Here is a 24,422-nt window from a genome sequence, read left to right as displayed (position 1 = left end):
GCTGTTCGTTAAAAAAGAAAGGGAGAAAGTGAAGGTTCCTCCCCCTTTGCCATTTAGGCTTGAAATAGCGCTTCAATATGACCAATCGCCCAGTCTAAATCTTCTTTTGAAATGGTCAGCGGCGGTGCAAAACGGATGACTGTCTCATGGGTTTCCTTACATAACAATCCTGCTTGCTTTAGCTTCTCACAATAAGGTCTAGCTGCCTCTGTCAGCTCCATGCCTATAAACAGTCCGCGGCCGCGCACTTCCTTAATCACAGGGCTTTGAATGCGTGACAGTTTGTCTTTGAAGTATTCGCCAAGCTCTATGGAGCGGGCTGCAAGCTTTTCGTCGATTAAAACATCCAGTGCAGCAAGCGACACCGCACACGCAAGAGGATTTCCTCCGAAGGTAGACCCATGAGAACCAGGGTTAAACACGCCTAATATATCGCGGTTTGCTACGACACACGAGATTGGAAAGACGCCGCCGCCTAAAGCTTTCCCGAGGATCAGCATATCTGGCTCAATGTCTTCCCAGTCACACGCAAACATCTTACCTGTTCGTGCTAACCCCACTTGAATCTCATCCGCAATAAACAGCACATTTTCTTTCTCACAAAGCGCCTTTGCTTCTTTCAAGAAGCCTTCTGGCGGCATGACAATCCCCGCTTCTCCTTGAATCGGCTCAATGAGGAAAGCCGCTGTTTGTGGTGTGATGGCTTCACGTAACGCTTCAATATCTCCATAAGGAATCAGTTTAATTCCGGGAAGCATTGGACCGAAACCTCTTTGGTATTCTGCTTCAGAGGAAAGAGACACAGCTGTCATCGTTCTCCCATGGAAATTGCCGACACATGCAATGATTTCTGCACGATTCTCTTCAATTCCCTTGATATCATAGCCCCAGCGTCTCGCTGTTTTTACAGCGGTTTCTACAGCCTCAGCACCAGTATTCATTGGCAGTGCCATGTCTTTATTCGTCAGTTTGCAAATTTTTTCATACCAAGGGCCAAGCTGATCATTATGAAAGGCTCTCGACGTGAGTGTTACACGGTCTGCCTGTTTTTTGAGCGCTTCAATAATGCGGGGATGGCGATGTCCTTGGTTCACTGCGGAATACGCACTCAGCATATCCATATATCGATTGCCTTCAGGGTCTGTCACCCACACTCCCTCAGCCTCTGAAATCACAATTGGCAGGGGATGATAGTTTGCCGCTCCATATTGTTCTGTTTGTTGAATCAATTCATTTGTCTGTGTCATCATCTATTCCTCCTTCTGTATGGTAGCTTCTTTCAATTGGGTTCATCTTCATTCATATGTTATGCAAGGATCGTGCCAACTTTCTGACCGCTTGATCACGAGGGTTTATCTCATTCTTCACGCAAAGTTTCTTTGCATATGCCAAATTTTTTAGAGGAAACCGCAAAATTTTTCATGTAAAATAGAGGTAACGTCAGGAGGTGGCGCAAGTGAAAAAAGATCTGCATGCCGCAAAGCTTGAAAATGAGATTGATTTATATAAACAAATGCTCGATTTAATTGATGTCGGGGTTCATGCAATTGATGAGAATGGACATACGATTGTTTATAATAAAAAAATGATGGAGATTGAGTCTTTAAAACGCTCTGATGTTCTCCATAAAAATGTACTCGACTTCTTCGCCTTTCAAGATGAGATGCACAGTACACTTGTCCAAGCGTTGCGTACCGGGAAACAAACCGTTCATGCCAAGCAGACGTATCATAATTACAACGGAAAAGAAATCACAACGATTAACCATACATACCCGCTCGTTCGTGACGGTCTCATTCAAGGGGCAGTTGAAATTTCAAATGATGTGACCAAGCTGGAACGGCTGATTCATCACAATATGAAGAAAAAAGGAAGCACACGCTTTACCTTTGATTCCATTATTGGACAAAGCCCTGCATTTTTAGAGGTGATTGAACATGCGAAACGAGCGACACGCACCTCTTCCTATGTGCTCATTGTTGGCGAAACAGGGACTGGAAAAGAGCTGTTTGCTCAAAGTATTCATAACGGCAGCAGCCGGTCATCTGGACCATTTATTACCCAAAATTGTGCGGCACTACCTGATAATCTGATTGAAAGTCTGCTCTTTGGTACACAAAAAGGGGCTTTTACGGGGGCAGCTGATCAGCCTGGTTTATTTGAGCAGGCGCAAGGAGGAACATTGCTTTTAGATGAGATCAACTCATTAAACCCTCATCTTCAAGCAAAGCTGCTGCGCGTCTTACAGGAGAAACGCGTGAGAAGGCTAGGCAGCACAAAAGAAATCGCTGTTGATGTGAGAGTCATTGCCAATATGAATGAGGACCCTGTGGATGCGATTGCAGGTGGACGCATGCGCAAGGATTTATTTTATCGGCTCGGTATTGTCACCTTATTTATCCCGCCGCTTTCTGAGCGAAAAGAGGACATTCCTACGTTTGTGAATCATTTTATTCAAAAATATAATGAGCTGTTTCAAATGAAGGTGAAGGCGGCTGACGAAGAGGTACTTGCCCTATTCCAAGCGTATCATTGGCCAGGCAATGTAAGAGAACTGGAGCATGTGATTGAGGCGGGAATGAATATGATGATGGATGAAGACTACTTAAGCATGCATCACCTTCCCTATCATTTTAGATTTAAGCACGGCGAAGTCCGTCCTAAGGCGCAATTGCAAACGAATCCTCTGCAGCAAACCGCAGCTGCTGACACCTTTGTCTATACAAGCCCAGAACATACGACTGATTTCCAAACCCAAATGGAGCGATTCGAAAAACAATACATCGTCCATTACTTAGAAAAAATGGACGATAATATTTCACAGACTGCAAAGTTATTGGGCATGAGCAGGCAAAGTCTGCAATATCGAATGAAAAAGCTACATATTTCTCGTCAATAATAGAGCTGTGCCATCATTCGGCACAGCTTATTGTGTATCTGACTGTTCTGCTGGTTCTTGCAGCACATCACCTAGCAGATTTTCTACATTTTTCAAATGCGTAAGCATCGCTTTCTCTGCTTCTTCTGGCTGCCTTGCCATGACGGCTTTGTAAATTTGTTCATGTTCTTCGTAAAGCTGCCGAATGGAGGATTTCGTTGAAAAAAACACGACTTTTCTCGTTTCCCGCATCGTTTCTACTAACAAGGTTGAGACTTGATTCATTAACACCTTTAATATATCATTCCTCGAGGCTTTGGCTAAGGCGAGATGGAAGGTGAGATCTGCCTCTTCACCAATTTCTTCATGTGCTTCTGCCAGCTTCATTTGTTCGAGTGCATCACGCAGCTGATGAAGGTCATCGTCCGTCCGAAGCAGCGCCGCCTTTTTGACAGCACCTGTTTCAATAATGGTTCTCACTTCAAGGAGCTGCCTGACATCATGCTGCTTCATTAAAAATGCATGAGAGAAAGAAAATGAGAGCTGTTCAGGATCGAACTGCTTCACATACGTGCCTTCCCCTTGCTTCATCTCTATTAATCCGATCGCTTTGAGAGCAGACAGCGCCTCTCTTACAGCGGAACGGCTGACTTGAAAGTTTTCTGAGAGCGCTTGAACCGAATCTAATTTTTCTCCCGGAAGAAGCTCACCTGTACGAATGGATTCGATGAATGCATCCGCAATTTCTTCATATATTTTTTTGGTTTTGATTTGTTTATATTTCAATAGGTCTCACCTCATCACTGTTGTCTATCCTTATCGGCTCATGCCCTATCTTATACTTTACCCCAAAATTTCCGTTCACACGTCTCCCCGATTTAATTTTCAAAAAATCTTCTGTGTGCCTTGCTTTCAACAAAAAAGAAGCACCTGCCATGTTTCTGGCAAGTACTTCTTTAATCATAGCGCTTCCGCAGTGTCGATGATGGAAGATTCATTTGTTCACGATATTTCGCAATGGTTCTGCGCGACACACGGATGCCGAAGGTTTGCTGAAGCTGCGTCATCATTTGCTGATCTGAATACGGTTTTTTCTTATTTTCCGTTTGGATCAGCTCTGCGATGTACGTCTTGACTGTGTAGCTGGACGCCTCTTCCAGCGAAGGTCCTTCTAGCTTTGCTTGGAAAAATTGTTTCATTTCCATGAGGCCATAAGGGGTTTGCACCATTTTTCCTTTCACCGTTCGGCTGACTGTTGACTCATGCACTTGCAATATATCTGCGATCCGCTTCATCGTAAGCGGTTTCATTTTATGTTTCCCTGTAAGGAAAAAATCTGTCTGGTGTAAGATAATCTCACGAACGACATGGGTCATCGTTTGTTTTCTTTGCTTCAGCGCTTGAACAAGCCAATTGTACTGCTGCTCTTTTTCCTTTAGATACACATATGCTTCATGCCGCTTCTGGTCTTGAATCATGGCGAAGTATCCTTCATTCATTTCAACGTCTGGAAAAGCGCGCTGATTCAGCTCAAATGTGATGTGGTCCTGCACGACAGTAATCGTCACATCTGGCTCTATATACACATGGTCTTCTTCGTGTGAGAAATGTATGCCTGGTCTTGGTTCAAGCTGCGACACCTCATCTTGTACCGCTTGGAGTGTTTTCATTGAAACGCCTGTTTTCGCCGCGATTTCTTTCCAAGCCTTTCTTGCAAAGAGAAAGAAGTGCTCATCGATGATCAGCTCGGCTTCATACCAGCGCTCCTTTTTTCTTCTCAGCTGAAGCAGGATGCATTCTTGCAAAGATCTTGCGCCAATACCGGCAGGCTCTAGCGATTGAAGCTGGTGAAGGACGGCTTCTACTTCTTCAGCTGGCACCTCTAAGACAGCTGCCATTTCGTCAACCGGTTCATTTAAATAGCCATTGGAATCAATGGACTCGATCATAAAGTGGAAGATCCTTTGATTCTTTTCACTTAAATTCAAATCAATGGCTTGTTTCTTTAAATACATTTGCAGGCTTTCTTTTTGATGCGTTCGATACGGCTCTGTCATTCGGTCTTGTGATTTTTTATGATAAACTGGTTGATAGCTGTCCGTGTCTTTCCGCTCAATCAGAGGGTTCTCAAGCGCTAACTGGTCAAGATACTCGCCAAGCTCAGCGCTATTCAGCTGGAGCAATGTAATGGCCTGCCTGAGTTCTTGTGTGAGCACCTGCTTTAATACTTGTTCTTGTTGCAGATTAAGGCTCATTGTCTCCCCTCCCTCTCATCATTTTACATGAAGATTGACGGACCGTATATACGAAATAGGAGTGATTCCCATGTCTGAACTTTTTTCCGTTCCATACTTTGTTGACAACTTGAAGCAGCACATCGCCATGAATCAAAATGAAGACAAGATTCATGCCATGAATGCCTATTACCGCTCAGTGGTGTCCACGCTTGTACAAGATCAGCTGACCAAAAACGCTGTTGTTTTGAAGCGAATTCAGCATCTTGATGAAGCGTATCAAAAGGTGAAAAAAGAAAGCGAATGAATGAAAAAGAGCACCCTTTGTCATGATGGCAAAGGGTGTTTTTCATTTGCGAAAAGCTTCTGATCCAGCCTTGATTTGTACATCATCAAAAAGCCAGACCGTCCTACAGTATAGATGATAAAGGCAAACCATAGTCCGTGATTGTGCCAAATAGGCGTGACCGCTGCTTGAACAATGATAAACAAGATCATCGCAAACAGCATCGAATTTCTGACAGGGGCAATTTCTGTCGCACCTGTAAATACACCGTATATGACTAAACCGAAACAAGCGGCAAACGGATAGAGAACGAGCCAGTCTGCATAGCCTAATGTCACATCAAGAAGCCGGGGGAGATTTGTAAACAAGCCCAAGATCGGCTCTTTTAAGAGAAAATAAACCGACGCAATAACGCATGCCATGACAAGTGCCCACTGCCTCGAAAGAGTTATAGTTCTTTCATAAAGGGTGCGGTCATTTGCACCAACTGATCTGCCCACAAGGATGCTGGATGCATTGGCGAAACCATCGAACAAATAAGCCATGATGTAGTGAATTTGAAATAAGATGGCATTGGCCGCCAGCATCTCTGTTCCAAAAGAAGCACCTTTTGCTGTAAACATGTTAATCACCACGAGCAGACAAATCGTCCGAATAAACAAATCTTTATTCACATGAAACATTTTCTGCACTGCCTGTGTATTCATGATTTTCTTAATAGAAGGCATCTGGAACCCGTTTTTTGAATGCTTCATGATGATCCATGCGCCTAGCACAAAAGCGGTTAATTCAGATATCAATGTCGCAGCCGCCACCCCTTTGACTGCAAATGAAAACACATGAACAAGCAGAAGGGCAAGGAGCATATTCATGACATTGATCAAGATTTGTAAAGAGAGGGCTTCTTTCATTTTTGCCATCCCCATCAGCCAGCCCAATATCACATAATTCATCAAGGTAAACGGGGCACCCCAAATACGAATATGAAAATAATCTGCTGCAAATTGCCGGACATCCGCAGCGGGAGAGATCACTAGAAAAGCAGAATGAATAATTGGCCATTGCAGGGCAATAAAACAAAGGCCAACAATGATGGCGATTAAAAACGGTCTAAGAAAAGCAAGTACGCCCTGTTCCTCACTTTGCGCCCCATTTGCCTGAGCGGCAAAAGCAGATGTACTCACCCGCAAAAATCCAAAGAGCCAATATAGTGTACTGAAAATGAGACTGCCAACCGCGACGCCTCCAATATAAGCGGGATTGGCAAGCTGACCGACAACTGCTGTATCAACAGCTCCAAGTAATGGAGTGGTCATCGTTGAGATGGTTAAAGGAATGGCCAAAGCTAAATACGCTCGATGGTTCACGATGCCACCTGCCTTTCATGAAAAATAGCCTCTTTAAAAGAGGCGTTGATTGTTGACAAAGGGCTAAAATAAAGATCATTTTAGCCCTTTGTCTTCTTTTCAGCGTGACATGAATACCTTTGCAGCCCTAGGAAGGACGAGTACCGGAGCGGAGCGAATTTGACATTCGTGAGCACCGGCGCGCAGACCTGCGGGCGAATGCGAGGGTTTGCCTACACGTTGAGCCTCTTTTAAAAGAGGCGATGATGAAATGAGAATTTACCGAACCGGTCTGCCAATCGTTCGGGACAAAGGATGATCAGCGAGCATTGCATCTCTCATCTTCTGCACCGCTTTCTCTTCTGATGAAAAGAAATCATCCTTTGATCGAAATTGAGCAACAAGTTCACCTTGATCCAATATCGCCAATTGATCACTTAAGTGATAGGCTGCCGTCATATCATGTGTAATAAATAAGTAAGCGACACCCAGTTCCTTCTTTAATTCTACTAATAAATCTAAAATGACAGCCTGTGTGACCATGTCTAAGCTGCTGACGGATTCATCCAGTACGACGAGCTTTGGCTGCAACAATAAGGCTCTTGCGATGTTGATCCTTTGCAGCTGGCCGCCGCTGAATTGATGCGGATATTTAGACAAGTCCTTTTCACTGAGCCCGACTCTTTCCAGCCAATGGATCAGCACGTTTTTGCGTTCTTTTCGGCTCATGGTTTCATAGTTTTCAAGCGGCTCGGATAAAATTTGTTCGACTGTCCACCTTGGATTCACCGCCGAGTATGAATCTTGAAACACCGCTTGTACATGCCGGCGATAATGATTACGTGTTCGCTGATCTACACAGTATATATCCTGCCCTTCAAAAAGGACCTGACCGGCTTTTGGCTTCTCTAGACCAAGTATGATGCGGCCTAGTGTACTTTTCCCTGCGCCGCTTTGCCCCAGCAATCCGAGGCACATGCCTTCTTCAATGATTAAATTGAGGCCGCTTAAGACTTGGTCTGCGCCTTTTTTTCTCATCAGAAACGACCGGCTGTTGTATGAATGACTAACTGCTTTCACTTCTAATAAATGCAAGGGCCTTCTCACCTCAAATCGGGCAAACAGCTGGGATGGATGGACGAGCTGCTAATAGTTTCTTTGTATAATCATGCTTGGGGTTTTCAAAAAGCTCAAGGACTTCTGCCTTTTCAACCATTTCTCCTTGTCTCATGACAACAACCTGATCTGCCATTTCTGCAATGACGCCAAGATCGTGAGTAATGAGCAAAATGGCAGTCCCATACTCATGACGAATTTGGTTCAGATGCTCAAGCACCAGCTTCTGAGTGTGTACATCTAAAGCAGTTGTTGGTTCATCTGCTATGAGAAGAGGCGGGTGCATACAGGCAGCCATGGCAATCATGACACGCTGCAGCATGCCGCCGCTTAATTCAAAGGGATACTTGTTTAACAGCTTGTCTGGCTGCGGCAGATTCATCTGTGCTAACGCATCCATTGCCTTCACTTGTGCCTGCCTTTTACTGACAGCGGTATGCCGGCGGATGGTTTCAATCAGCTGATGACCGATCGTCCATACCGGCGTAAAGCTGTTCATTGGATTTTGCATAATATATGAGATGTCTTTGCCTCGAATAGAGCGAATATCCTTTTCACTCATACCGATCAATTCTCGTCCTTGTAATGTGATGCTACCAGTGACATCCGTTGTTTTCGGGTCAAGCATATGTAAGATCGACATACTTGTCACCGTTTTCCCGCAGCCGCTTTCACCTATTAATCCAACGATTTGACCACGCCCTACTTCAAACGATACGTCCTGAATAAGCGAGGTTGTCCCATGAGGCGTTTTCGTCTGTACATGCAGGTTCTCTATTTGTAAAATGGACTCTTGCACATTGATCATTCCTTTATACACGGCGTTTGATACCATATTTCTCTGAAAGGGCTTCTCCTAGTAAATTAAAGAGGACGACGACAGCCATGATCACAAGACCTGGGTACAGCATCAACTGAGGATTCGTTTGAATATACGACTTCCCTTCATGTATCATCGCTCCCCATTCAGGCATAGGAGGCTGAACGCCTAATCCGAGAAAGGACATCGCAGAAATGTCCATAATCGCCCAGCCCATTTCGAGTGTGCCAATGACCGCGAGTGGCGGCAGGACATTTGGAATCATATGCTTTCTCATGATGTTCCAATGGGATGTCCCGCTGATTTTCGCAGCGGCAATAAAGTTCTGTTCTTTTAAACTTAGCACCATTCCTCGAAAGACGCGAGCATAGTATACCCATTGCACAAGCATCAAGGCAAGCACTACTTGAGAAAGTCCAGGACCGAAGATACCGACTAATCCAAGGATCAGCACCAGGTTCGGGAATGCCATGATCCCGTCGCAGATTCTCATCAAGACGTGATCGATCCAGCCGCCTTTATAACCTGACAACAAACCAACGATTAGCCCAATGAATAAAGAAGAGAGAAAGATTAATAACGCACAGCCTAGTGAAACACGTGCACCATATAAAATTCGAGATAAATTGCATCGGCCTAATTGATCTGTCCCAAGAGGATACTCCCACGAAGACCCCTTTAGCTTCATCGCTAGATTGACAGCCGCCGGATCATGTGGAGCGATCCACGGTGCACATACGGTCACAATCAGTAATAGACCAAGGAGCACCACGCAGATCGAGATCAGCTTTTGATGAGAGAAGAGATATTTTCCTTTTGTCATCATGACTGGCGGCCTTCCTTTCTGGAAATACGAGGGTCAATGATCAGCTGGAGCAAGTCCACAATCAAGCTGCTCAAAATAAAGATACATGCTGCCATGAGGACATAGAACTGGATGACCGGCAGATCCCGGTTGAAGATTGCTTCAATAAAGAAGCGCCCAAACCCCGGCCATGAAAAAACTGCCTCTACGATTATGGTTCCTGTCAGCAGCTTGCCAAGATTCACCCCAAGACCTGTCAGCATTGGTGATATCGCGATTCTCAATACATGCTTGAACATAATCGACCGTTCCTTTAATCCTCTGATTCTCGCATATTGAACAAACGGCTCTTGAAGCGCCTCACTCACACTTGATCGTAATAGCCTTGTATACATAGCAATTAAAGGGACTGCCAGTGTAATCGACGGCAGGATGAGATGCTCCCATGTTCCAACCCCTTCAACCGGTAGAAGATCGAGCTTCACTGAAAAAAAGAAGATGAGCAAATACCCCAAGACAAACGTCGGGATAGATGCTCCTAAGAAAGAAATGAGCCGGCTCACATGATCAACGACGCCATTTTTCCTCATGCCGCTGAAAAAGCCATTGAGCACAGGCTGGTTCGACATATACGACTTGCCAAAATCAAGGTGAATGACTTTTTCAATGGTGTGAAGATACTGCATATAAAACGGTTGGTCCAAACCAAATTCACTTCGTTTTTGCGCTAATACTTCATCCGTAGGCTGGATATGAGCCGCTGCTAAATATGCCTCAGCCGGGTCCACTGGCGAAAGGTGAATCATGCCAGTGGTGAAAAGTGTGGCTAATAAAAATACAGGGATGATTGATAGCATTCTTCTGATGATATAGCGGCCCATTTCCTTACCTTCCTTCTGTTACTTCAGCTTTATGCCTGTGAATGGATGTTCATCTCGATTAGCAGGGAATTCAAAGTCCTTCACAGATTTTTGATAAACAGCTGTCTTTTTAAAATAAGAGATTGGCACAATCGCCCCTTGATCCTGCAATGAAGATAAGACAGACGAATAAAGTGCTTTTCGTTTTGTTTCATTCGTTGTTAATGGAATTTCGCTCATTTCTTTGATCAGCTTGTCCTTATTTGGATAGGCTGAGATGGCTTCTTTGAATCCAAAACCATCTGATGAGACGACGTTCATAAATGTATGCGGATCATAAGGCGCTCCGTAGTTGCTAAAGAAGTTCATATCAAACTTGTTGGCTTTAAAGCGCTGCACCTGTGTTGCCAGTTCCACACCTTCAAGTTTGACGCCAACGCCAATGGCACCCCATTCTGCTTGCAGCGTCTCAGCCATCGCTTTTTGAATCGATTCTGCTGAATCATACATCATACTAAATTCAAGCGCTTTTCCATCTTTTTCACGAACGGTTTTTCCTTTTGGAAGTGTCCAGCCGGCTTCATCCAGCAATGCTTTCGCTTTGTCTACATCATATTGGAAAGACTTCACCTTAACATCAGATGTGTAAGGCATGTTGGTCGGCAAAATGTGATCTGCTTCATCCTCTAAGCCAGAGGTGACACCTTCGACCATTGATTTCTTATTCATAGCATATTGAAGGGCGTGACGCACTTTCTCATCTGACAGCTGATCCACTTTTGTGTTCATGACAAGCTGTCTCGTTGCAACAGGCTCTGACATTTTTGTTTCATACTTGCCGCTCGCCTCTAGCTGTTTGTAAGCATCAAGGCTAATGGTTCCTTCTCCGTAAAGAACATCTACATCGCCTTTTTCAAATGCCATGACTCTCGTTTCCGCATCTGGGATCACCTTGACTTTGATTTCTTTGACCTTTGGTTTTTCTCCCCAATAATGATCATTTCGTTCGAAAATGGCATAGTCATCTTTTTGGTATGTTTTTAATACCCAAGGGCCTGTCCCCACTGGTTTTTCAATTCCTTTTGACGTATCTCCGTTTTTAGGGAAGCCAGCTTCGCCTAAGAAACGAACCGGGCGGACAACTGCTAATTCTTGAACAGTTGGATAATATGGCTCTGTTAATGTGAGTTTAAACGTTTTCTTGTCTACTGCCTCTGTCTTTTTGATTTTTTTTATAACACCTAACCAGCTATGTATATCCTTGTTTTTTAAGATGGAATCAAAGTTCTTTTTCACAATGTTTGCATTAAACTCAGATCCATCTGAAAATGTCACATTGTCTCTTAGATGGAACGTATACACCTTGCCATCCTTTGAAACATCCCATGATTTCGCTAATTCAGGTTTTAGCTTTCCATTCTTTTGGTAGCTCACCAATGGCTCATAAATCATTGATTGCGCAAACAATTGTGATGGGTTGTATACGTGCGGATTCATTTCGCCAATATCTCTCGGCCAAGCCATCGTGATCATGTCAGGATGATCCTTGTTTCCATCTGCTCCATTGTTTGCTTGAGAGCAGCCTACTAATAAAAAGATAAGCAGGAAAGGTATGACTGTATTTATTTTAATTTTCGGAAAAAAATGACTCCAAATAGACATAAGATATTCCTCCTAATTGATGCTGATAATCATTTTCATTTTAAGGAGGAAGGACCCCTTTGTCAATATCATATTTAAAACGAATTGACAATACATATACCTATTTATTCCATTAATTGATGAATTTGATAAAAAGAGAGGCAGGCTGCTTACGAGTGAGCAGCCTGTGAAGAGGTGAATGTTTTTTCTCGCAGGGCATGACGAAGTGTGTCAATGATACGATCCTGTTCCGCATTTGTCATACTTGTTCCAGAGGGGAGACAGAGCCCTGTTTCAAATAACAACTCAGATACGGGAGTGCCTTTCGCCGCTGAATAAAAGGGGCAATCACGAAAAAGCGGCTGCTGGTGCAGAGGCTTCCATACACGCCTTGCTTCCATCTGTTCTTTTTCTAGTGCAGCAATGATGTCCACTGGAGACGTTTGCTTATCACGATCAATGGTCAATGTCGTCAGCCAGCGGTTGGACTTGGTGTCTTGATATTCTGGCATTAAATAAAGACCCTCTACTTCAGATAACGCTTCCTGATAACGCTTGAAAATGCGGCGCTTTTGTTCAACACGCTCGTCCAATATTTCCATCTGAGCAATCCCGACGCCTGCTAGCAGGTTGCTCATGCGATAGTTGTATCCTATCTCTTGATGCTCATAATGCTTGGCGCGCTCTCTTGACTGTGAAGCGAGAAAGCGGCAGCGTTCGATCGCAGCTTCATCATCACTCACAAGCATTCCGCCACCTGACGTTGTAATGATTTTATTTCCATTAAACGAATAGACGCCGAATTTGCCCATTGAGCCGCTTTTTTTTCCTTTATATAGAGCACCTAACGATTCAGCGGCATCCTCAATGACTGGCACATCATATGCTTCACACAACGCCATGATCTCGTCCATTTTTGCACTTTGTCCATATAAATGCACGACAATGACAGCGCGGGGTCTTTTTCCAAGACGTTTTGATTCCACAAATGCCTTCTCTAAGGCAAGCGGGCACATATTCCATGTATCCCTTTCAGAATCAATAAAAACGGGCGTCGCTTGTTCATATAAAATCGGATTTGCAGTTGCAACAAATGTGAGGGTTGAACAAAAGACAACGTCCCCTTTTTGAACACCAATAAGCTTTAAGGCGAGGTGAATCGCTGCTGTACCAGAAGATAAAGCCGCTCCTGCATTCACTCCTGCATAGACCGCGACTGCCTGCTCAAATTCATTCACAAGAGGTCCAAGCGGCGCAATCCAGTTGCTCTTGAAGGCTTCCTCTATTTTCAGATACTCTTTTCCGCTCATATGCGGAGGCGATAAGTAAATTCGTTTCCTTTCTTGCATCATTTCCCACCCTCTCTCCGATCTTTTATTTCTATTGCAGGAATGCCTACAGCGACTTTTTGATTGCGTATATCTCTTGTTACTGCGGCTCCTGCGCCAATGATTGTCCAGCTTCCGATTGATGTCCCAGGTATCACCACAGCACCTGCCCCAATATGGGCACCCATTCGTACAGACACACAGCCAGTCAACACTGCTCCTGGTGACAGATGCACAAACGATTCGAGTATACAGTCATGCTCTACGATAGATCCTGTGTTGATAATCGCATGTTCACCGATTGCTGCATCTGCTTGAACCACTGCCCTTGCCATCACGACAGTTCCCCTTCCAATCACCGCTGATGGACTTATGACCGCCTCTGGATGGATGAGTGTGGCAAACGCCGTGCTTTCAAATGAGAGACGTTCTTTTACTAGCTGTCTGCTCTCATTTTGTCCGATAGCAATCAGCCATTTCATATGAGGCATCGTCTCTCTCAGCTGTTGACTCATAGAAATCGGTCCATACAAAATACTGCTTTGAGTCGCAGCCTCTTCAAATTGATCATCTAATACGGCACATAATGAGTAATCGGGATGGGCAACAATCATATCCTGAATGACTTTGCTATGCCCGCCAGCCCCAATTAAACCTATGGGTTGCTCTTTACATATCGGTTCCTTTGAATTTTTCAGCTGTGGCATGATGCGGCTGCTGTACCCCCTCTGTTTTGATGACTTTCAGCAAGGTCATCCATAAAATTTTCATATCAAGCCAAAACGTTTGATGCTCGACATACCAGAGGTCATAGATGAATTTCTCCTCCCAGGAGATCGTGTTCCTTCCATTCACCTGTGCCCATCCAGTGATGCCAGGCTTTACAAGATGACGCCTTGCTTGCTCCTCTGTATACATCGGCAGATACTCCATCAAAAGCGGTCTTGGCCCAACAAGACTGAGCTCTCCTTTTAGGACATTAACTAACTGCGGTAATTCATCAAGACTGAGCTTGCGAATCAAGGCGCCGGTTTTTGTTAATCGAAGATGATCTGGCAGGAGCCCCCCGTGCTCGTCGCGTTCATCGGTCATCGTCCGAAATTTATATAGCATAAATGGCCGGCCATACAGACCAGGCCGCTTCTGCCGAAACAACACAGGCGTCCCAATTTTCCACCGAATCAGTCCATAAATCAGAAGAAAAAGAAGACTGCCTGCGATGAGCAGCGTCAATGCTACCATCACATCTATCATTCTTTTCATCATTACACCTCCTTATCTCACTAGCGGGAAACAGCTTGTTTTACCTTACGCACCAGCTGCTGCCGCTCTCGTTTTGTTCCTGCAAATTGATACAAGTAGCCCATATAGAGAATGAAACAAAGACCACCAATACAAAACAACTCCCACCATGAAGTCACGTCATAAACCGCCTGAATCCCTGTACAGACGCCCCAAATCATGAGCGCTCCTGCAAGAGGAACCATCGTATGTTTGTAAAAGATGGTGCGTTTCTGATTCGTGATGTGGGCCGTATAAAATGGCAGAAAGACGATATTTTTCATTAATAAGACAATCGCTCCTGCTGATGCAATGCCGTATAAACCAAGCTGAAGCGTATGAGTCAATCCATAGGCAAAAAGCACATTGGAGACACCTAATATGAGCGTGACCACCGCTGGAACCTTCAATCGATTAAAAGCGGTCGGCACATACGTCAGCGGTAAAAACATCAAGGTCAAGCATAAATAAGCAGCATGAATCATGAGAAGCCATTTCAGCTCTTCAAAGGCAGGTCCAAGCCATAAAAGCATGAGCGGACCGGCAAGTCCCCCTAGCAGAGCGGCTGGAAACGCGACAAATAATCCGCTCCACTTAATGGCACTGGCTGCATATTGGATGAGACCTTCTTTGTCTTGATTCGAGTAAAATTTTGTGATCGTTGGGGCAAACACAACCGCCAATGTCCCTGCTAGTGTGCGCAATAATAATGGAAATTGTAAAATCGCCGCATACTGCCCCGTCGCTTCCGCTCCAATGAGCAGGTTGGTCATCAATAAATCAATCTGTAAAAATAGCAAAATCCCCATTTGCTCAAATGAATGCCAGACCCCTGATCGAACAAGTGTGAGACTAGAAGATAGTGAGACGTGCCGCCACTTAAACGAAAACCAAGGGATGAGTTTTTTAAAATAATAGATACCGATTCCCATAGCGGCCAAGCTTCCTATGACGGCCGCAAGCGGAATATGCCAGATGGCTGGTGCCGTCCATGTAAACAGCATCACAATCATAAGTGCCCTCAAAAACATCTGAATGGCCTGACCAACACTTGATACATATAACTTATTCGCATAAAACGGCGCAGCCCCAATGCCGGACATGACAAAATTGAGCATAAATAAAAGACCCCCTAATATAAAGGCGGTCTGTGTGTCTTTTGCGAGATGAACAGGCACATGAAGCCACTCTACCAGCTGGCGAGACATGAACAGACAAAACAGAAAAAGACTGATCGATAAAAAAATGGAACTGACGAAATAAGATGAGAGATAGCGCTGCGCCTTCTCCATTTCTCCTTTATGAGCCGCCACAGAAAAAAAGCGCACCACAACAGCACTTAATGAAGCCGTAATAACAGATAAATAGTTGATCATATTTTGCGTCAGATGGATTAAGCCGAATGCTTCAACTCCAAGTGTATGAACGATGTACGGTGTTAAACAAACAGACATGAGCATCATCAAGACAAACGTCATGAAGTTTGCACTGGCATTGTAAAGAAACGCTCGATTCATTTTGTTTTCACGCAGCGTTTAAAAGCCTTCATCCAGCTTCCTCTCCCTTTTGTCCGCTTGTTTTCATCAACTGATGAATCGCCTCTTTCACAGCCGCCTCATTCGGTTCTTTTAATAGCGTCAAAAACGGAAGATGAGCCACCCATTCATACCCTTCCATCACCTTATGATCAAACGACCTGAGGACAACACATGGTGTATGCGTAATCGCACAAAAGATCATGCCATGAAGCCGGTCTGTCACGACGACCTGCGCCTTTCTTAACTCTGTCCATAAGGCAGATAATTCATCTAAGCGAGTCATTCGATCAACTCGTTTGCCAATTGTCGTTGTGATCAAACCGACTTGATCATACGTCTCTTGAATATGCTGCTGCACCTGCTGCCGAATCTCCTTAGTGAGATAGGCTTCCTTATCCTCTCGCAGACAAAGCAGTACCCCTTTACGCTCTTGCTCCTTTGATGATTCATCTAATGTCAGCACCATATCAGGCTGTTTCCATACATCTTGATCAGGAAAATGCTGCTTCATCCAAGTATAGGTTGTTTGATCTCTTGCCATGAGAAGCAGCCTTGGATGATGTTTGTATGTCTGAATGGCACGGCGTTCCTCTCTTTTTCCTCTCTTTGTTTCTGTAAAATGGGCAGTGGCCGGCAATTGAATCACTGGATAGGACTTGAAGGTCTTCATGATAAATTGTCTCGTCCATTCTTCATACCGGTATAAGTCCCCCATATTGCCCCCACCGAGGATACAGACGATGTCTTCCGGGTGACGCATACGCTTTAACGGACGAGCGAGGCGATAGATCTCTTTCATGTCCACTTCCATGATGTCGTAGGCGGGAAAGTGCTCTTTTAAAAAACAATAACTCGCATAGGCAATCGCATGATCCCCTAAATTATCATGCCCTGGCAGTAGCGTGAGAATGATTTTCTTCTGATGACTCAGCTCTGGCATGCTTTGGCGGCTCAGTCGATATTCAAGCGGATATTTAACCTTTAAGAGCAGCCACTCTGCGGCGTGCGCCTTCAATTGCTGCAATGTCAATCTCATCACCCCTATTTCCTTGTTTGATATTCGATCCATTTTTGATAGCTTGAAGCGGCCGCAGAAAGCGGATAAACCAACCGGCACTTAGCAAGGAATAAAATCATTCGCTTTCGAACGGTCAGCTTCGATCGTTCCACTTGTTTGATGGCATGCTGAAAAGCCTCGTGTGTCACCATTTCCCGTATGTGATCAAGCTTTTCTCGAATAGAGAGGGCATTTTGGCTCTTCCATTCGTTGAGCATACAATGAAGGGTATGATTGACAATAAAAAAATCAAGTGCCTTCTCATACAGAGAGATGTCATCATATTCTGTCAAAAACAAGCGTTGCGCATGATAAAAGGTCAGTCCATGATGAAAATACTGCTTCTGATATCGCTGCACAATGGATGACAGATGAACCCTGTAGTAATAAAGAGGTTCATGAACAAAGGCAATGCTGCGTGATAAAGAAATACAGCGCAGCGTCACATATTGATCTTCTATGTTCTCAAGTTCCCCCCGCAGTGGAAATCGAATGTCGTGTTCTTTGATAAAGGCACGCCGATACAGCTTATTCCATGAAAACCCCGTGATGTCTCCGTGTAATAACGCTTCGATTAAACTCGTTTTTTCGGCTGATCGCTCGGCTAACAGAGTCGTTGGTATCGTTCGCTTTGACTGTTCAAATTGAATCCAGTACTCACTGATAACTAGATCTGCGCCGGTCATTTCAGCTTTTTCATACAAGGCTTCGCAGTAATGAGGCGCGAGAATATCATCTGAATCAATAAAGGCAATATACGTCCCTTTTGCTTCTTCGATGCCCCGGTTCCTCACAGCGCCTAACCCTTTATTGGTTTGATGAATGACCCGAAAGCGCTGATCTTTCGCAGCAAACGCCTCAAGACATTCTCCGCTGTGATCCGTCGATCCATCATTCACGAGGATGACCTCTATATCTGAAAAACTTTGATCTGCAATTGATTGAAGGCATTGCTCCACATATTGACTCGTATTGTAGACTGCGACCAATAGACTGATAGCTGGCATTACAGCATGCCCCACCTTTCTCAAAATCTACTTTGTAAATATCGTCCTGTACGGTAAAACAGATGAATCGAACGGCATCAGCATGATGCTGTACAGAATATAGCAAACAGCAATCCCTACATAGATAAAGACATTAGACCGCTGATCAAAAATACGTGTGAAATATGGCAGTAAAATGAGCTGATACAAGCCAAAATAAATATGAAATCTTGCATAAATGACATCCTTTGTGGCGAGGATGCCAAACAAGAAACCGAGCAAGCAAAAATTCACAACGTAATCACTCTCAGGCGTCAGCTCACGAAGTCGTTTTCGATAAAGGAAAGCTAGTAAAAGCGGCAAAACCAACACACCGATTTTTGTCACATTCATTCCATTCGTATTCGTTGTGAGCCATTCCTCGTAATGCCCATATGAACTGCCTTGCAGCATCACGACAAACACGGAAACAAAACGGTCATAAAGAGCGGTTAATCCTAAGAAAATCATGCATAAGACCAGCATCATCCAAGACCACGATTTTGTTCTCACGATAAAATACACAGGAATCATGATGAGAGCCGATGAATGAAACAATGAACATACAAGGACGAGCGGAAAATACAATTTCCACTGACCATTAATCACAAGACGGATGGCATAAAAAAGAACCGCCGCCACCATATACTGACGCATGCCATTAAACGATGCGTAATAATGAAAGGTGCCGAGAAAAAGCAGCATACTCAGCTCAAAGGGACGGCCATATTGAATGAGCGTCTTGATGATAAAAAAATAGGTGATCGCCCCAACCGAGATATACATGATTTGCGGATCGCGGGACAGTTGATTGAGCATCCATAAAATAAACGTAAATCCTGGGTCAGTGGCTGCCTTGTCCACACCAATTCCGAATATATGCCAAGGCTTTTCATAATTGACGGAGAACTCATACATCTGTCCATATGTGACAAAATCAGTTCCTACTTTGTACCGAATACCAGCGACAATACAAAGAAACAAAAACGGAAATAACACCAGAATCTTGTTAGGCCGCCATCCGCTTTGAATGGTATCATCACGCCTGCCGTAAAAAGCGGCAAAGCTCGACCATAAATAGACCATGATCATGTTCACCAAATAAACCGCCATCTGCCATTCCTTCCTTACAGTCCATATCCATTCATCACACGTGTGATGTTCTGTTTGACATCAAATCCTCTTTGTTCAAGCTGGGACGTAATGGGCTCTTGAAGCGGCGGTTCTGCATAATACGCTTCAAGCACTGACTTCATCCATTCATGCGCTGAATCTCGCAGCGACATTCTTTTCACAAGCCCGCAGCCTAAATCCACTTCCTCTGTAATATGATCTGAAATCACACAAGGCAATCCAGATGCCTGTGCTTCCACTAAAACAAGCGGTAATCCTTCAAACAAAGAGGGCATCACAAATACATCAAATGCTTTCATATATTGCGGAACGTCTGATACGACGCCTGTAAAGACAATGTCGTCTATCAAGCCTGCCTTCTCCGCATATGATTCAACCACCTGCCTCAGCGGTCCATCCCCTACAAGGACAAGTTGAAATGAGACTCCCTGCTTCTTTAAGGTCTGTGCCAGTTCCATAAAAAAAACGTGATTTTTTTGCTCATGAAACCGGCCAATATGACCAATGATCATGCTCTTTTCATGAAGACCCAGCTGCTTTTTGATCTTCACCTTTTCGTCTGGATCAGGCTGAAAGAAAAGGGATAAATCAATCCCATTCGGCAGCACCTCAACTTGTCCATTCTTCATTTTTTTCTGCCCAAATAAAAAGGAACCGGCATCCTCACCGCATGCAACAAGCTGTGTAGAAAATGCAAAGATTAGCTGGCGAAATCCTTTGAGCATCATATGGTCAATCCAGTTTGGCGACTGTTTCCAAGCTGTATTATGAGAATGACAAATGCGCACCTTCACACCCGCCAGTTTCGCAGCAAGTGCGGAGAAGCCTGTTTGAAAATCCGTATGTGCATGCACTGCCTGATACGGTCCTGTTCGCTTGATTGTCTTTGTCATTGTTTTCACAAATGCCAAAGGAGAGGACGCCCCAATACTTGGGACGTAAAAGATGCGTCCCCCGAGTCTCTGAATTTCCTCATCATAATCACAGACATCCTTTCGGTGGGTAATGAAGTCAAATTGAAGGACATTTCTATCGAGTGAACGATAGATGTTCATGATCATCGTTTCAGCCCCGCCGCGGTTCATCCCGCCCACAACATGGAGTACACGCTTTGGCTCATTCATCTCGAATCGTCCTCCTTTTCAACAAAGACGCCTCCAGCTTCCGCTGGTGATAAAATTTCATGATCTTCGGTGATAAGCAGGCGCGGACCACCGGCTTTAGTGCAAACAAATAATGAACCGGCGACAATTTTAATAACCAGCATGCTTTTAAAACGAGCCAGGCATTATCTATCGAATATTGAAACTTACGGCGCTGAAAGGCCGCTTCATCCTCTCTCACAAGGTATAACGGCTCTTGTAAATTAAAGCCCTTCTTCCCCGCCGCAAAAAAACGGATCCATAGATCGATATCCTCCATCCGCCTTGTTGTTTTCACAGAGCGATACCCATTTAACGCCTTGTATGCAACAGCCCTCATCATAATGGTTCCATGACAAAAAGGAGTCCCTCTTGCCAGCACTTTCCGATCAGGCTCTGACATCAGTGCTCGTACACCTTTTGTACCCAATTCATCAAACACGGTCATCGCCGTACCGACCACATCATATTCAGGATGTGTTTCTAGAAAATGAACCTGTTTTTCTAAACGAACAGGCACTGATATATCGTCGCCATCCTGCCTTGCAATCAAGTCTCCCCTCGCTACAGTCAGGCAGCGATTCAGACTGGCAGCTAGCCTTTGATTATGCTTATTGCGGATAAGGCGAATTCTTTCAGGGTCTCGTTTTGTATAAGACAACACCTTCTCATAGGTGCTGTCTGTTGATGCGTCATCACATATGATGAGCTCCCAGTTGTCATATGTTTGATGAAGAATGGATTCAATACTTTCTTCTACTGTGTCTTGGCAATTGTAAACGCCCATGATGATAGACACCTTTGGCTTACGCATGCTCACATCACCTTCTCTGCTTGATCCATATAGGTTGTATAAATTTCTTCCATAGCACTCACCGTCTGCTCCTGTGCAAATGCATGCGCTAAGGAGCGTCCTGCTTTTCCCATGAGGGGCAGCTGATCCCTTTTGTGATAGAGCTGGTGCAAATATTCAGCCAAATCATTCACATCATGCGGTTTGACTAAAAAACCATTCACGCCATGTCTGATCAGCTCACAGTGTCCTCTATTCTCTGTTGCAATGACCGGTTTTTCCGCAGACATCGCTTCAAGCAGATTCATGCCGAGCCCTTCTCTCAGACTAGTCGACACACATACATCACTCAAATGCATCCATTCCTCAATTTGTTTGCAAAAACCAGCAAAGTGGACATGCTTTTCAAGATCGAGCCCGCAAACCAGCTTTTCATACATCGGCTTCATTGCCCCTTCCCCGGCAAACACGATCTTCACATTTGGTATTTTCCTATATAGCTGTGCACATGCTTTGATGAGCATCCCTTGGTTTTTATTCGCATTTAATTCGCCAGCACTCAGCACAATAAAATCTTCCGAGGAAAAGCCATAGACTGCACGAAGACGCTGCTTCTCTTTTTCATTAACTGGGGCAAATCGGTTCATATCCACCCCCATACCGGGAACATAATAGACAGATGCCCGCTCTTTTGATAGACGATCTGCTCTTTTAAAATCCTCTCCATTAATGGTGATCAGAGCGTCTGTATGGCGGGCGAGCCATCGCTCAATTGGATAATAGAGCAACCAGTTTTGAAGCGGCGCCCCCTGCCAAAAGTGAAAGCCATGTGCTGTGTAAAGAACCTTCGTCCCTTTTTTGCGCGTGCTTTTGGCTGCGAGTCTGCCAATGACACTTCCCATTGGTGTGTGGCAATGGATAAAGTCGTAGTGCTCTTTCGCTAACAGCTTCTTCAGCTCCACATATGCAAACCGGTTGTGTACATGAAAAGGAGAGCGCTGAATCGGAATCGAGTGCGCTTGATCCACATAGGGCAGCTCCAGCTGACCATTTGCCGCTGTATGCACTTCCCATCCTTGTTCCTGAAACCAGCGGAAATACGGAAGATGAAATGCCTTAAAATGATAGTCAACCGTTGCGCAAAACAAGACTTTTTTCTTCATCGGCAAGCGCTTCCTCCTCTCTGGTCCTCTGTTCAGACAACAAATCATACGATTCGATGGCAGCAAACAATGCTTCTCTCATTTGCTCTTCACTCATCATGTCAAATTCATGGATAAAGCGGTTCAGCACATATGGATCCCCATCCAGCGCATGGCCGATATGAATTTTTGGAAATATTTGTTCCTGTGATTTTTCATGCTGATTAAGTAATTCCTCATACATTTTCTCTCCAGGACGAATGCCTGAGAACGTAATCGGAATCTGGTCTGTGGTGTAGCCTGAGAGGTGAATGAGGTTTTCTGCGAGGTCAACAATTTTCACTGGCTCCCCCATATCTAACACAAAAATCTGTCTTCCTTCTGCCAGTGCACCCGCCTGAATGACAAGCCTTGATGCTTCTGGAATGGTCATAAAATATCTTGTCATGGCTGGGTGCGTGACCGTCACCGGCCCGCCTTGTTCGATCTGTTTCTTAAAAATTGGAATGACGCTTCCCCTGCTTCCGAGTACATTTCCAAATCGAACCGCGACAAATTTTGTGTCACTGCTTGCCCCCATTTGCATGATCAGCATTTCAGCAAATCGCTTTGTGGCGCCCATTACATTGGCAGGATTGACCGCTTTGTCAGAGGAAATGAGGACGAATGTTTCAATGCCATGCTCATGTGCAGCTTCTGCGACATTTTTTGTCCCGATAATATTATTTTTCACTGCTTCTTTTGGACTGATCTCCATGAGCGGAACGTGCTTATGTGCCGCGGCATGATAAATCATATCCGGCTGAAACTGACCCACGATTTCACTCATTTTCTGTTTATCTTGGATATCCGCAATTTGTGGATAGAGATTGATGCTGTCCCCATAAATTTCTTTCAGCTCTAGTAAAATAGAATGAATGCTGAATTCTCCATGTCCCACAAGAACAATCGCTTGAGGAGCAAACACACAAATTTGACGACAGATCTCTGACCCAATCGATCCGCCTGCCCCTGTGACCATGATCGTTTTCCCCTTTAAATGGACAGATAGACGGCTTGAATCTAATTGAATCGGTTCTCTACCTAATAAATCCTCTGGCTGTACATCCCGTAATTGATTCAGCGCATGGGTTCCTTTTAAAATCTGCTCCATCTCCGGCATGATCTGCGTTTTGACCCCAGTCGCTACGCATTCTTTATAAAGCCCTTTTAAGGTATGGCTGCTTTTGGACGGAATGGCGATGATGATCTTTTGAATATCCATCATCACAACAGCTGTTTGAATCTGTTCTTTTCCCCCTAGAACAGGCAGTCCCATGATTTCAAGCCTATGCTTCGTCTTGTCATCATCTATGAAGGCGACTGGTTCAATATGTACATCACTCGATTGCTGAAGCTGACGAACGATGATGGTCCCGGCTGATCCGGCGCCAATGATTAAGGCCCGCTCCTTTTCTACCTGCAGCCGCTTTGCCCCATCATGAAATAGTCGAGAGGCCATTCTAGATGCCCCGATGAACAAGACATGGAAAAGCCAAACGATGAACAAAAACCGAAAAGGCCATGTCTGCACGAAAAGGTAGAGCATTGCCATCGAAAATAAAAAAGAACATACAAAGGTCTTCATTAAAGAAAATAGCTCTCTTACCCCTGTATAGGCCCATACTTGCTTGTACACGTGAAAAATATACGAAAACAAATGGTGCCCAATGAGCAGACTGAGCGAAGAAATGACGAGCATTTCAAATGTATAAACAGTTAACGCCGCTTCTTGGACAAATTGAAAGCCAAAAAAGACAGCCACTAAGATGAGATATGAATCTAGTGCCACGATGATTGATAATCTTTGGGCGTAAGTCAACGCTCCTCCCCCTTTTTCAACATCACTATTCTTACGTAAAATGGGCATCAAACCCGTCCTCACAACCCACTACCGATGACGAGCATCTAAGGCATTTGTCATGCCCACAGCGGGATCGAGTGCCTCCATTGTTAA

General features: G+C 44.5%; 22 protein-coding genes. 2 read left to right on the top strand and 20 right to left on the bottom strand.

Annotated elements, in window-relative coordinates:
* Positions 1-53 precede the first annotated feature (53 nt).
* Positions 54-1,247 (bottom strand): ornithine--oxo-acid transaminase, encoded by a 1,194-nt coding sequence (locus C6W21_RS13150; RefSeq protein WP_106056430.1) that lies wholly within the window; start codon positions 1,245-1,247, stop codon positions 54-56.
* A 209-nt stretch (positions 1,248-1,456) separates the two neighbouring features.
* Here C6W21_RS13150 and C6W21_RS13145 point away from each other — a divergent pair, with 209 nt between their 5' ends.
* Complete coding sequence (locus C6W21_RS13145; RefSeq protein ID WP_106050724.1) at positions 1,457-2,899, top strand: sigma-54 interaction domain-containing protein; 1,443 nt, start codon at positions 1,457-1,459, stop codon at positions 2,897-2,899.
* Between the two features lie 27 nt (positions 2,900-2,926).
* On the opposite strand, the gene C6W21_RS13140 is transcribed toward C6W21_RS13145, so the two are convergent.
* Entirely contained in the window at positions 2,927-3,664 is a 738-nt protein-coding gene (locus C6W21_RS13140; protein WP_106050723.1) for a FadR/GntR family transcriptional regulator, read from the bottom strand.
* Between the two features lie 170 nt (positions 3,665-3,834).
* The gene (gene rpoN / locus C6W21_RS13130) at positions 3,835-5,133 is read right to left on the bottom strand and encodes an RNA polymerase factor sigma-54 (RefSeq protein ID WP_106050721.1); all 1,299 of its coding nucleotides are present in this window, start codon (positions 5,131-5,133) and stop codon (positions 3,835-3,837) included.
* A gap of 70 nt (positions 5,134-5,203) precedes the next feature.
* Here rpoN and yvfG point away from each other — a divergent pair, with 70 nt between their 5' ends.
* Positions 5,204-5,419 (top strand): protein YvfG, encoded by a 216-nt coding sequence (gene yvfG / locus C6W21_RS13125; RefSeq protein WP_003213121.1) that lies wholly within the window; start codon positions 5,204-5,206, stop codon positions 5,417-5,419.
* A gap of 20 nt (positions 5,420-5,439) precedes the next feature.
* Here yvfG and C6W21_RS13120 read toward each other — a convergent pair whose 3' ends face one another.
* The 17 genes from C6W21_RS13120 to C6W21_RS13035 all read right to left on the bottom strand — a co-directional run bounded on the left by C6W21_RS13120 (position 5,440) and on the right by C6W21_RS13035 (position 24,287).
* A complete protein-coding gene (locus C6W21_RS13120; RefSeq protein WP_106050720.1) occupies positions 5,440-6,765 on the bottom strand; it encodes an MATE family efflux transporter in 1,326 nt (441 codons plus the stop codon).
* A 258-nt stretch (positions 6,766-7,023) separates the two neighbouring features.
* Entirely contained in the window at positions 7,024-7,839 is an 816-nt protein-coding gene (gene nikE, locus C6W21_RS13110) for a nickel import ATP-binding protein NikE (RefSeq protein ID WP_106050719.1), read from the bottom strand.
* A 13-nt stretch (positions 7,840-7,852) separates the two neighbouring features.
* Complete coding sequence (locus C6W21_RS13105; protein ID WP_189318201.1) at positions 7,853-8,668, bottom strand: ABC transporter ATP-binding protein; 816 nt, start codon at positions 8,666-8,668, stop codon at positions 7,853-7,855.
* Between the two features lie 4 nt (positions 8,669-8,672).
* On the bottom strand, positions 8,673-9,506 hold the full coding sequence (gene nikC, locus C6W21_RS13100) for a nickel ABC transporter permease subunit NikC (protein ID WP_106056428.1): 834 nt from the start codon (positions 9,504-9,506) through the stop codon (positions 8,673-8,675).
* Complete coding sequence (locus C6W21_RS13095) at positions 9,503-10,366, bottom strand: ABC transporter permease subunit (RefSeq protein WP_106056426.1); 864 nt, start codon at positions 10,364-10,366, stop codon at positions 9,503-9,505. Before C6W21_RS13095 ends, nikC begins: the two co-directional genes overlap by 4 nt.
* 18 nt (positions 10,367-10,384) lie before the next feature.
* Positions 10,385-12,007 (bottom strand): nickel ABC transporter substrate-binding protein, encoded by a 1,623-nt coding sequence (nikA, locus tag C6W21_RS13090; protein ID WP_106050716.1) that lies wholly within the window; start codon positions 12,005-12,007, stop codon positions 10,385-10,387.
* A gap of 149 nt (positions 12,008-12,156) precedes the next feature.
* A complete protein-coding gene (locus C6W21_RS13085; RefSeq protein WP_106056571.1) occupies positions 12,157-13,335 on the bottom strand; it encodes a DegT/DnrJ/EryC1/StrS family aminotransferase in 1,179 nt (392 codons plus the stop codon).
* Positions 13,335-14,021 (bottom strand): acetyltransferase, encoded by a 687-nt coding sequence (locus tag C6W21_RS13080; RefSeq protein ID WP_106050715.1) that lies wholly within the window; start codon positions 14,019-14,021, stop codon positions 13,335-13,337. The genes C6W21_RS13085 and C6W21_RS13080 overlap by 1 nt, the downstream gene beginning before the upstream one ends.
* Positions 13,984-14,577, bottom strand: a complete 594-nt coding sequence (locus tag C6W21_RS13075) for a sugar transferase (RefSeq protein WP_317615079.1) — start codon at positions 14,575-14,577, stop codon at positions 13,984-13,986. The genes C6W21_RS13080 and C6W21_RS13075 overlap by 38 nt, the downstream gene beginning before the upstream one ends.
* Before the next feature lie 20 nt (positions 14,578-14,597).
* Positions 14,598-16,112 (bottom strand): MATE family efflux transporter, encoded by a 1,515-nt coding sequence (locus C6W21_RS13070; protein ID WP_106056424.1) that lies wholly within the window; start codon positions 16,110-16,112, stop codon positions 14,598-14,600.
* A 28-nt stretch (positions 16,113-16,140) separates the two neighbouring features.
* Complete coding sequence (locus tag C6W21_RS13065) at positions 16,141-17,169, bottom strand: polysaccharide pyruvyl transferase family protein (RefSeq protein ID WP_106056423.1); 1,029 nt, start codon at positions 17,167-17,169, stop codon at positions 16,141-16,143.
* Positions 17,170-17,174: 5 nt separating this feature from the next.
* Positions 17,175-18,197 carry a glycosyltransferase family 2 protein gene (locus C6W21_RS13060; protein WP_106056421.1) on the bottom strand — a complete coding sequence of 341 codons (1,023 nt, stop codon included), beginning with the start codon at positions 18,195-18,197 and terminating at the stop codon, positions 17,175-17,177.
* A gap of 27 nt (positions 18,198-18,224) precedes the next feature.
* Positions 18,225-19,328, bottom strand: a complete 1,104-nt coding sequence (locus C6W21_RS13055; protein ID WP_106050710.1) for an EpsG family protein — start codon at positions 19,326-19,328, stop codon at positions 18,225-18,227.
* 14 nt (positions 19,329-19,342) lie between these two features.
* Complete coding sequence (locus tag C6W21_RS13050; protein WP_106056419.1) at positions 19,343-20,473, bottom strand: glycosyltransferase family 1 protein; 1,131 nt, start codon at positions 20,471-20,473, stop codon at positions 19,343-19,345.
* Positions 20,466-21,305: a glycosyltransferase EpsE gene (gene epsE, locus C6W21_RS13045; RefSeq protein ID WP_106056417.1), complete on the bottom strand. Its 840-nt coding sequence runs from the start codon at positions 21,303-21,305 to the stop codon at positions 20,466-20,468. Before epsE ends, C6W21_RS13050 begins: the two co-directional genes overlap by 8 nt.
* A gap of 2 nt (positions 21,306-21,307) precedes the next feature.
* Positions 21,308-22,447 carry a glycosyltransferase family 4 protein gene (locus C6W21_RS13040; protein ID WP_106056415.1) on the bottom strand — a complete coding sequence of 380 codons (1,140 nt, stop codon included), beginning with the start codon at positions 22,445-22,447 and terminating at the stop codon, positions 21,308-21,310.
* A complete protein-coding gene (locus C6W21_RS13035; RefSeq protein WP_106050706.1) occupies positions 22,413-24,287 on the bottom strand; it encodes a polysaccharide biosynthesis protein in 1,875 nt (624 codons plus the stop codon). The genes C6W21_RS13040 and C6W21_RS13035 overlap by 35 nt, the downstream gene beginning before the upstream one ends.
* Positions 24,288-24,422 lie beyond the last annotated feature (135 nt).

It is taken from the genome of Bacillus sp. NMCN1, assembly GCF_002998085.1.
In the GTDB taxonomy this organism is placed as follows: Bacteria; Bacillota; Bacilli; order Bacillales; family Bacillaceae; genus Bacillus.
The sequence above is the reverse complement of the archived record's forward strand: the minus strand, read 5'-3'. Positions and strand labels throughout refer to the sequence as shown.

Excerpts from the sequence above, each read along its gene's own strand:
- C6W21_RS13150 (WP_106056430.1), bottom strand. The coding sequence starts at position 1,247 with ATGACACAGACAAATGAATTGATTCAACAAACAGAACAATATGGAGCG.
- rpoN (WP_106050721.1), bottom strand. The coding sequence starts at position 5,133 with ATGAGCCTTAATCTGCAACAAGAACAAGTATTAAAGCAGGTGCTCACA.
- yvfG (WP_003213121.1), top strand. The coding sequence starts at position 5,204 with ATGTCTGAACTTTTTTCCGTTCCATACTTTGTTGACAACTTGAAGCAG.
- C6W21_RS13105 (WP_189318201.1), bottom strand. The coding sequence starts at position 8,668 with ATGATCAATGTGCAAGAGTCCATTTTACAAATAGAGAACCTGCATGTA.
- nikC (WP_106056428.1), bottom strand. The coding sequence starts at position 9,506 with ATGATGACAAAAGGAAAATATCTCTTCTCTCATCAAAAGCTGATCTCG.
- C6W21_RS13095 (WP_106056426.1), bottom strand. The coding sequence starts at position 10,366 with ATGGGCCGCTATATCATCAGAAGAATGCTATCAATCATCCCTGTATTT.
- nikA (WP_106050716.1), bottom strand. The coding sequence starts at position 12,007 with ATGTCTATTTGGAGTCATTTTTTTCCGAAAATTAAAATAAATACAGTC.
- C6W21_RS13085 (WP_106056571.1), bottom strand. The coding sequence starts at position 13,335 with ATGCAAGAAAGGAAACGAATTTACTTATCGCCTCCGCATATGAGCGGA.
- C6W21_RS13080 (WP_106050715.1), bottom strand. The coding sequence starts at position 14,021 with ATGCCACAGCTGAAAAATTCAAAGGAACCGATATGTAAAGAGCAACCC.
- C6W21_RS13075 (WP_317615079.1), bottom strand. The coding sequence starts at position 14,577 with ATGAAAAGAATGATAGATGTGATGGTAGCATTGACGCTGCTCATCGCA.
- C6W21_RS13070 (WP_106056424.1), bottom strand. The coding sequence starts at position 16,112 with ATGAATCGAGCGTTTCTTTACAATGCCAGTGCAAACTTCATGACGTTT.
- C6W21_RS13065 (WP_106056423.1), bottom strand. The coding sequence starts at position 17,169 with ATGAGATTGACATTGCAGCAATTGAAGGCGCACGCCGCAGAGTGGCTG.
- C6W21_RS13060 (WP_106056421.1), bottom strand. The coding sequence starts at position 18,197 with ATGCCAGCTATCAGTCTATTGGTCGCAGTCTACAATACGAGTCAATAT.
- C6W21_RS13055 (WP_106050710.1), bottom strand. The coding sequence starts at position 19,328 with ATGGCGGTTTATTTGGTGAACATGATCATGGTCTATTTATGGTCGAGC.
- C6W21_RS13050 (WP_106056419.1), bottom strand. The coding sequence starts at position 20,473 with ATGAATGAGCCAAAGCGTGTACTCCATGTTGTGGGCGGGATGAACCGC.
- epsE (WP_106056417.1), bottom strand. The coding sequence starts at position 21,305 with ATGCGTAAGCCAAAGGTGTCTATCATCATGGGCGTTTACAATTGCCAA.
- C6W21_RS13040 (WP_106056415.1), bottom strand. The coding sequence starts at position 22,447 with ATGAAGAAAAAAGTCTTGTTTTGCGCAACGGTTGACTATCATTTTAAG.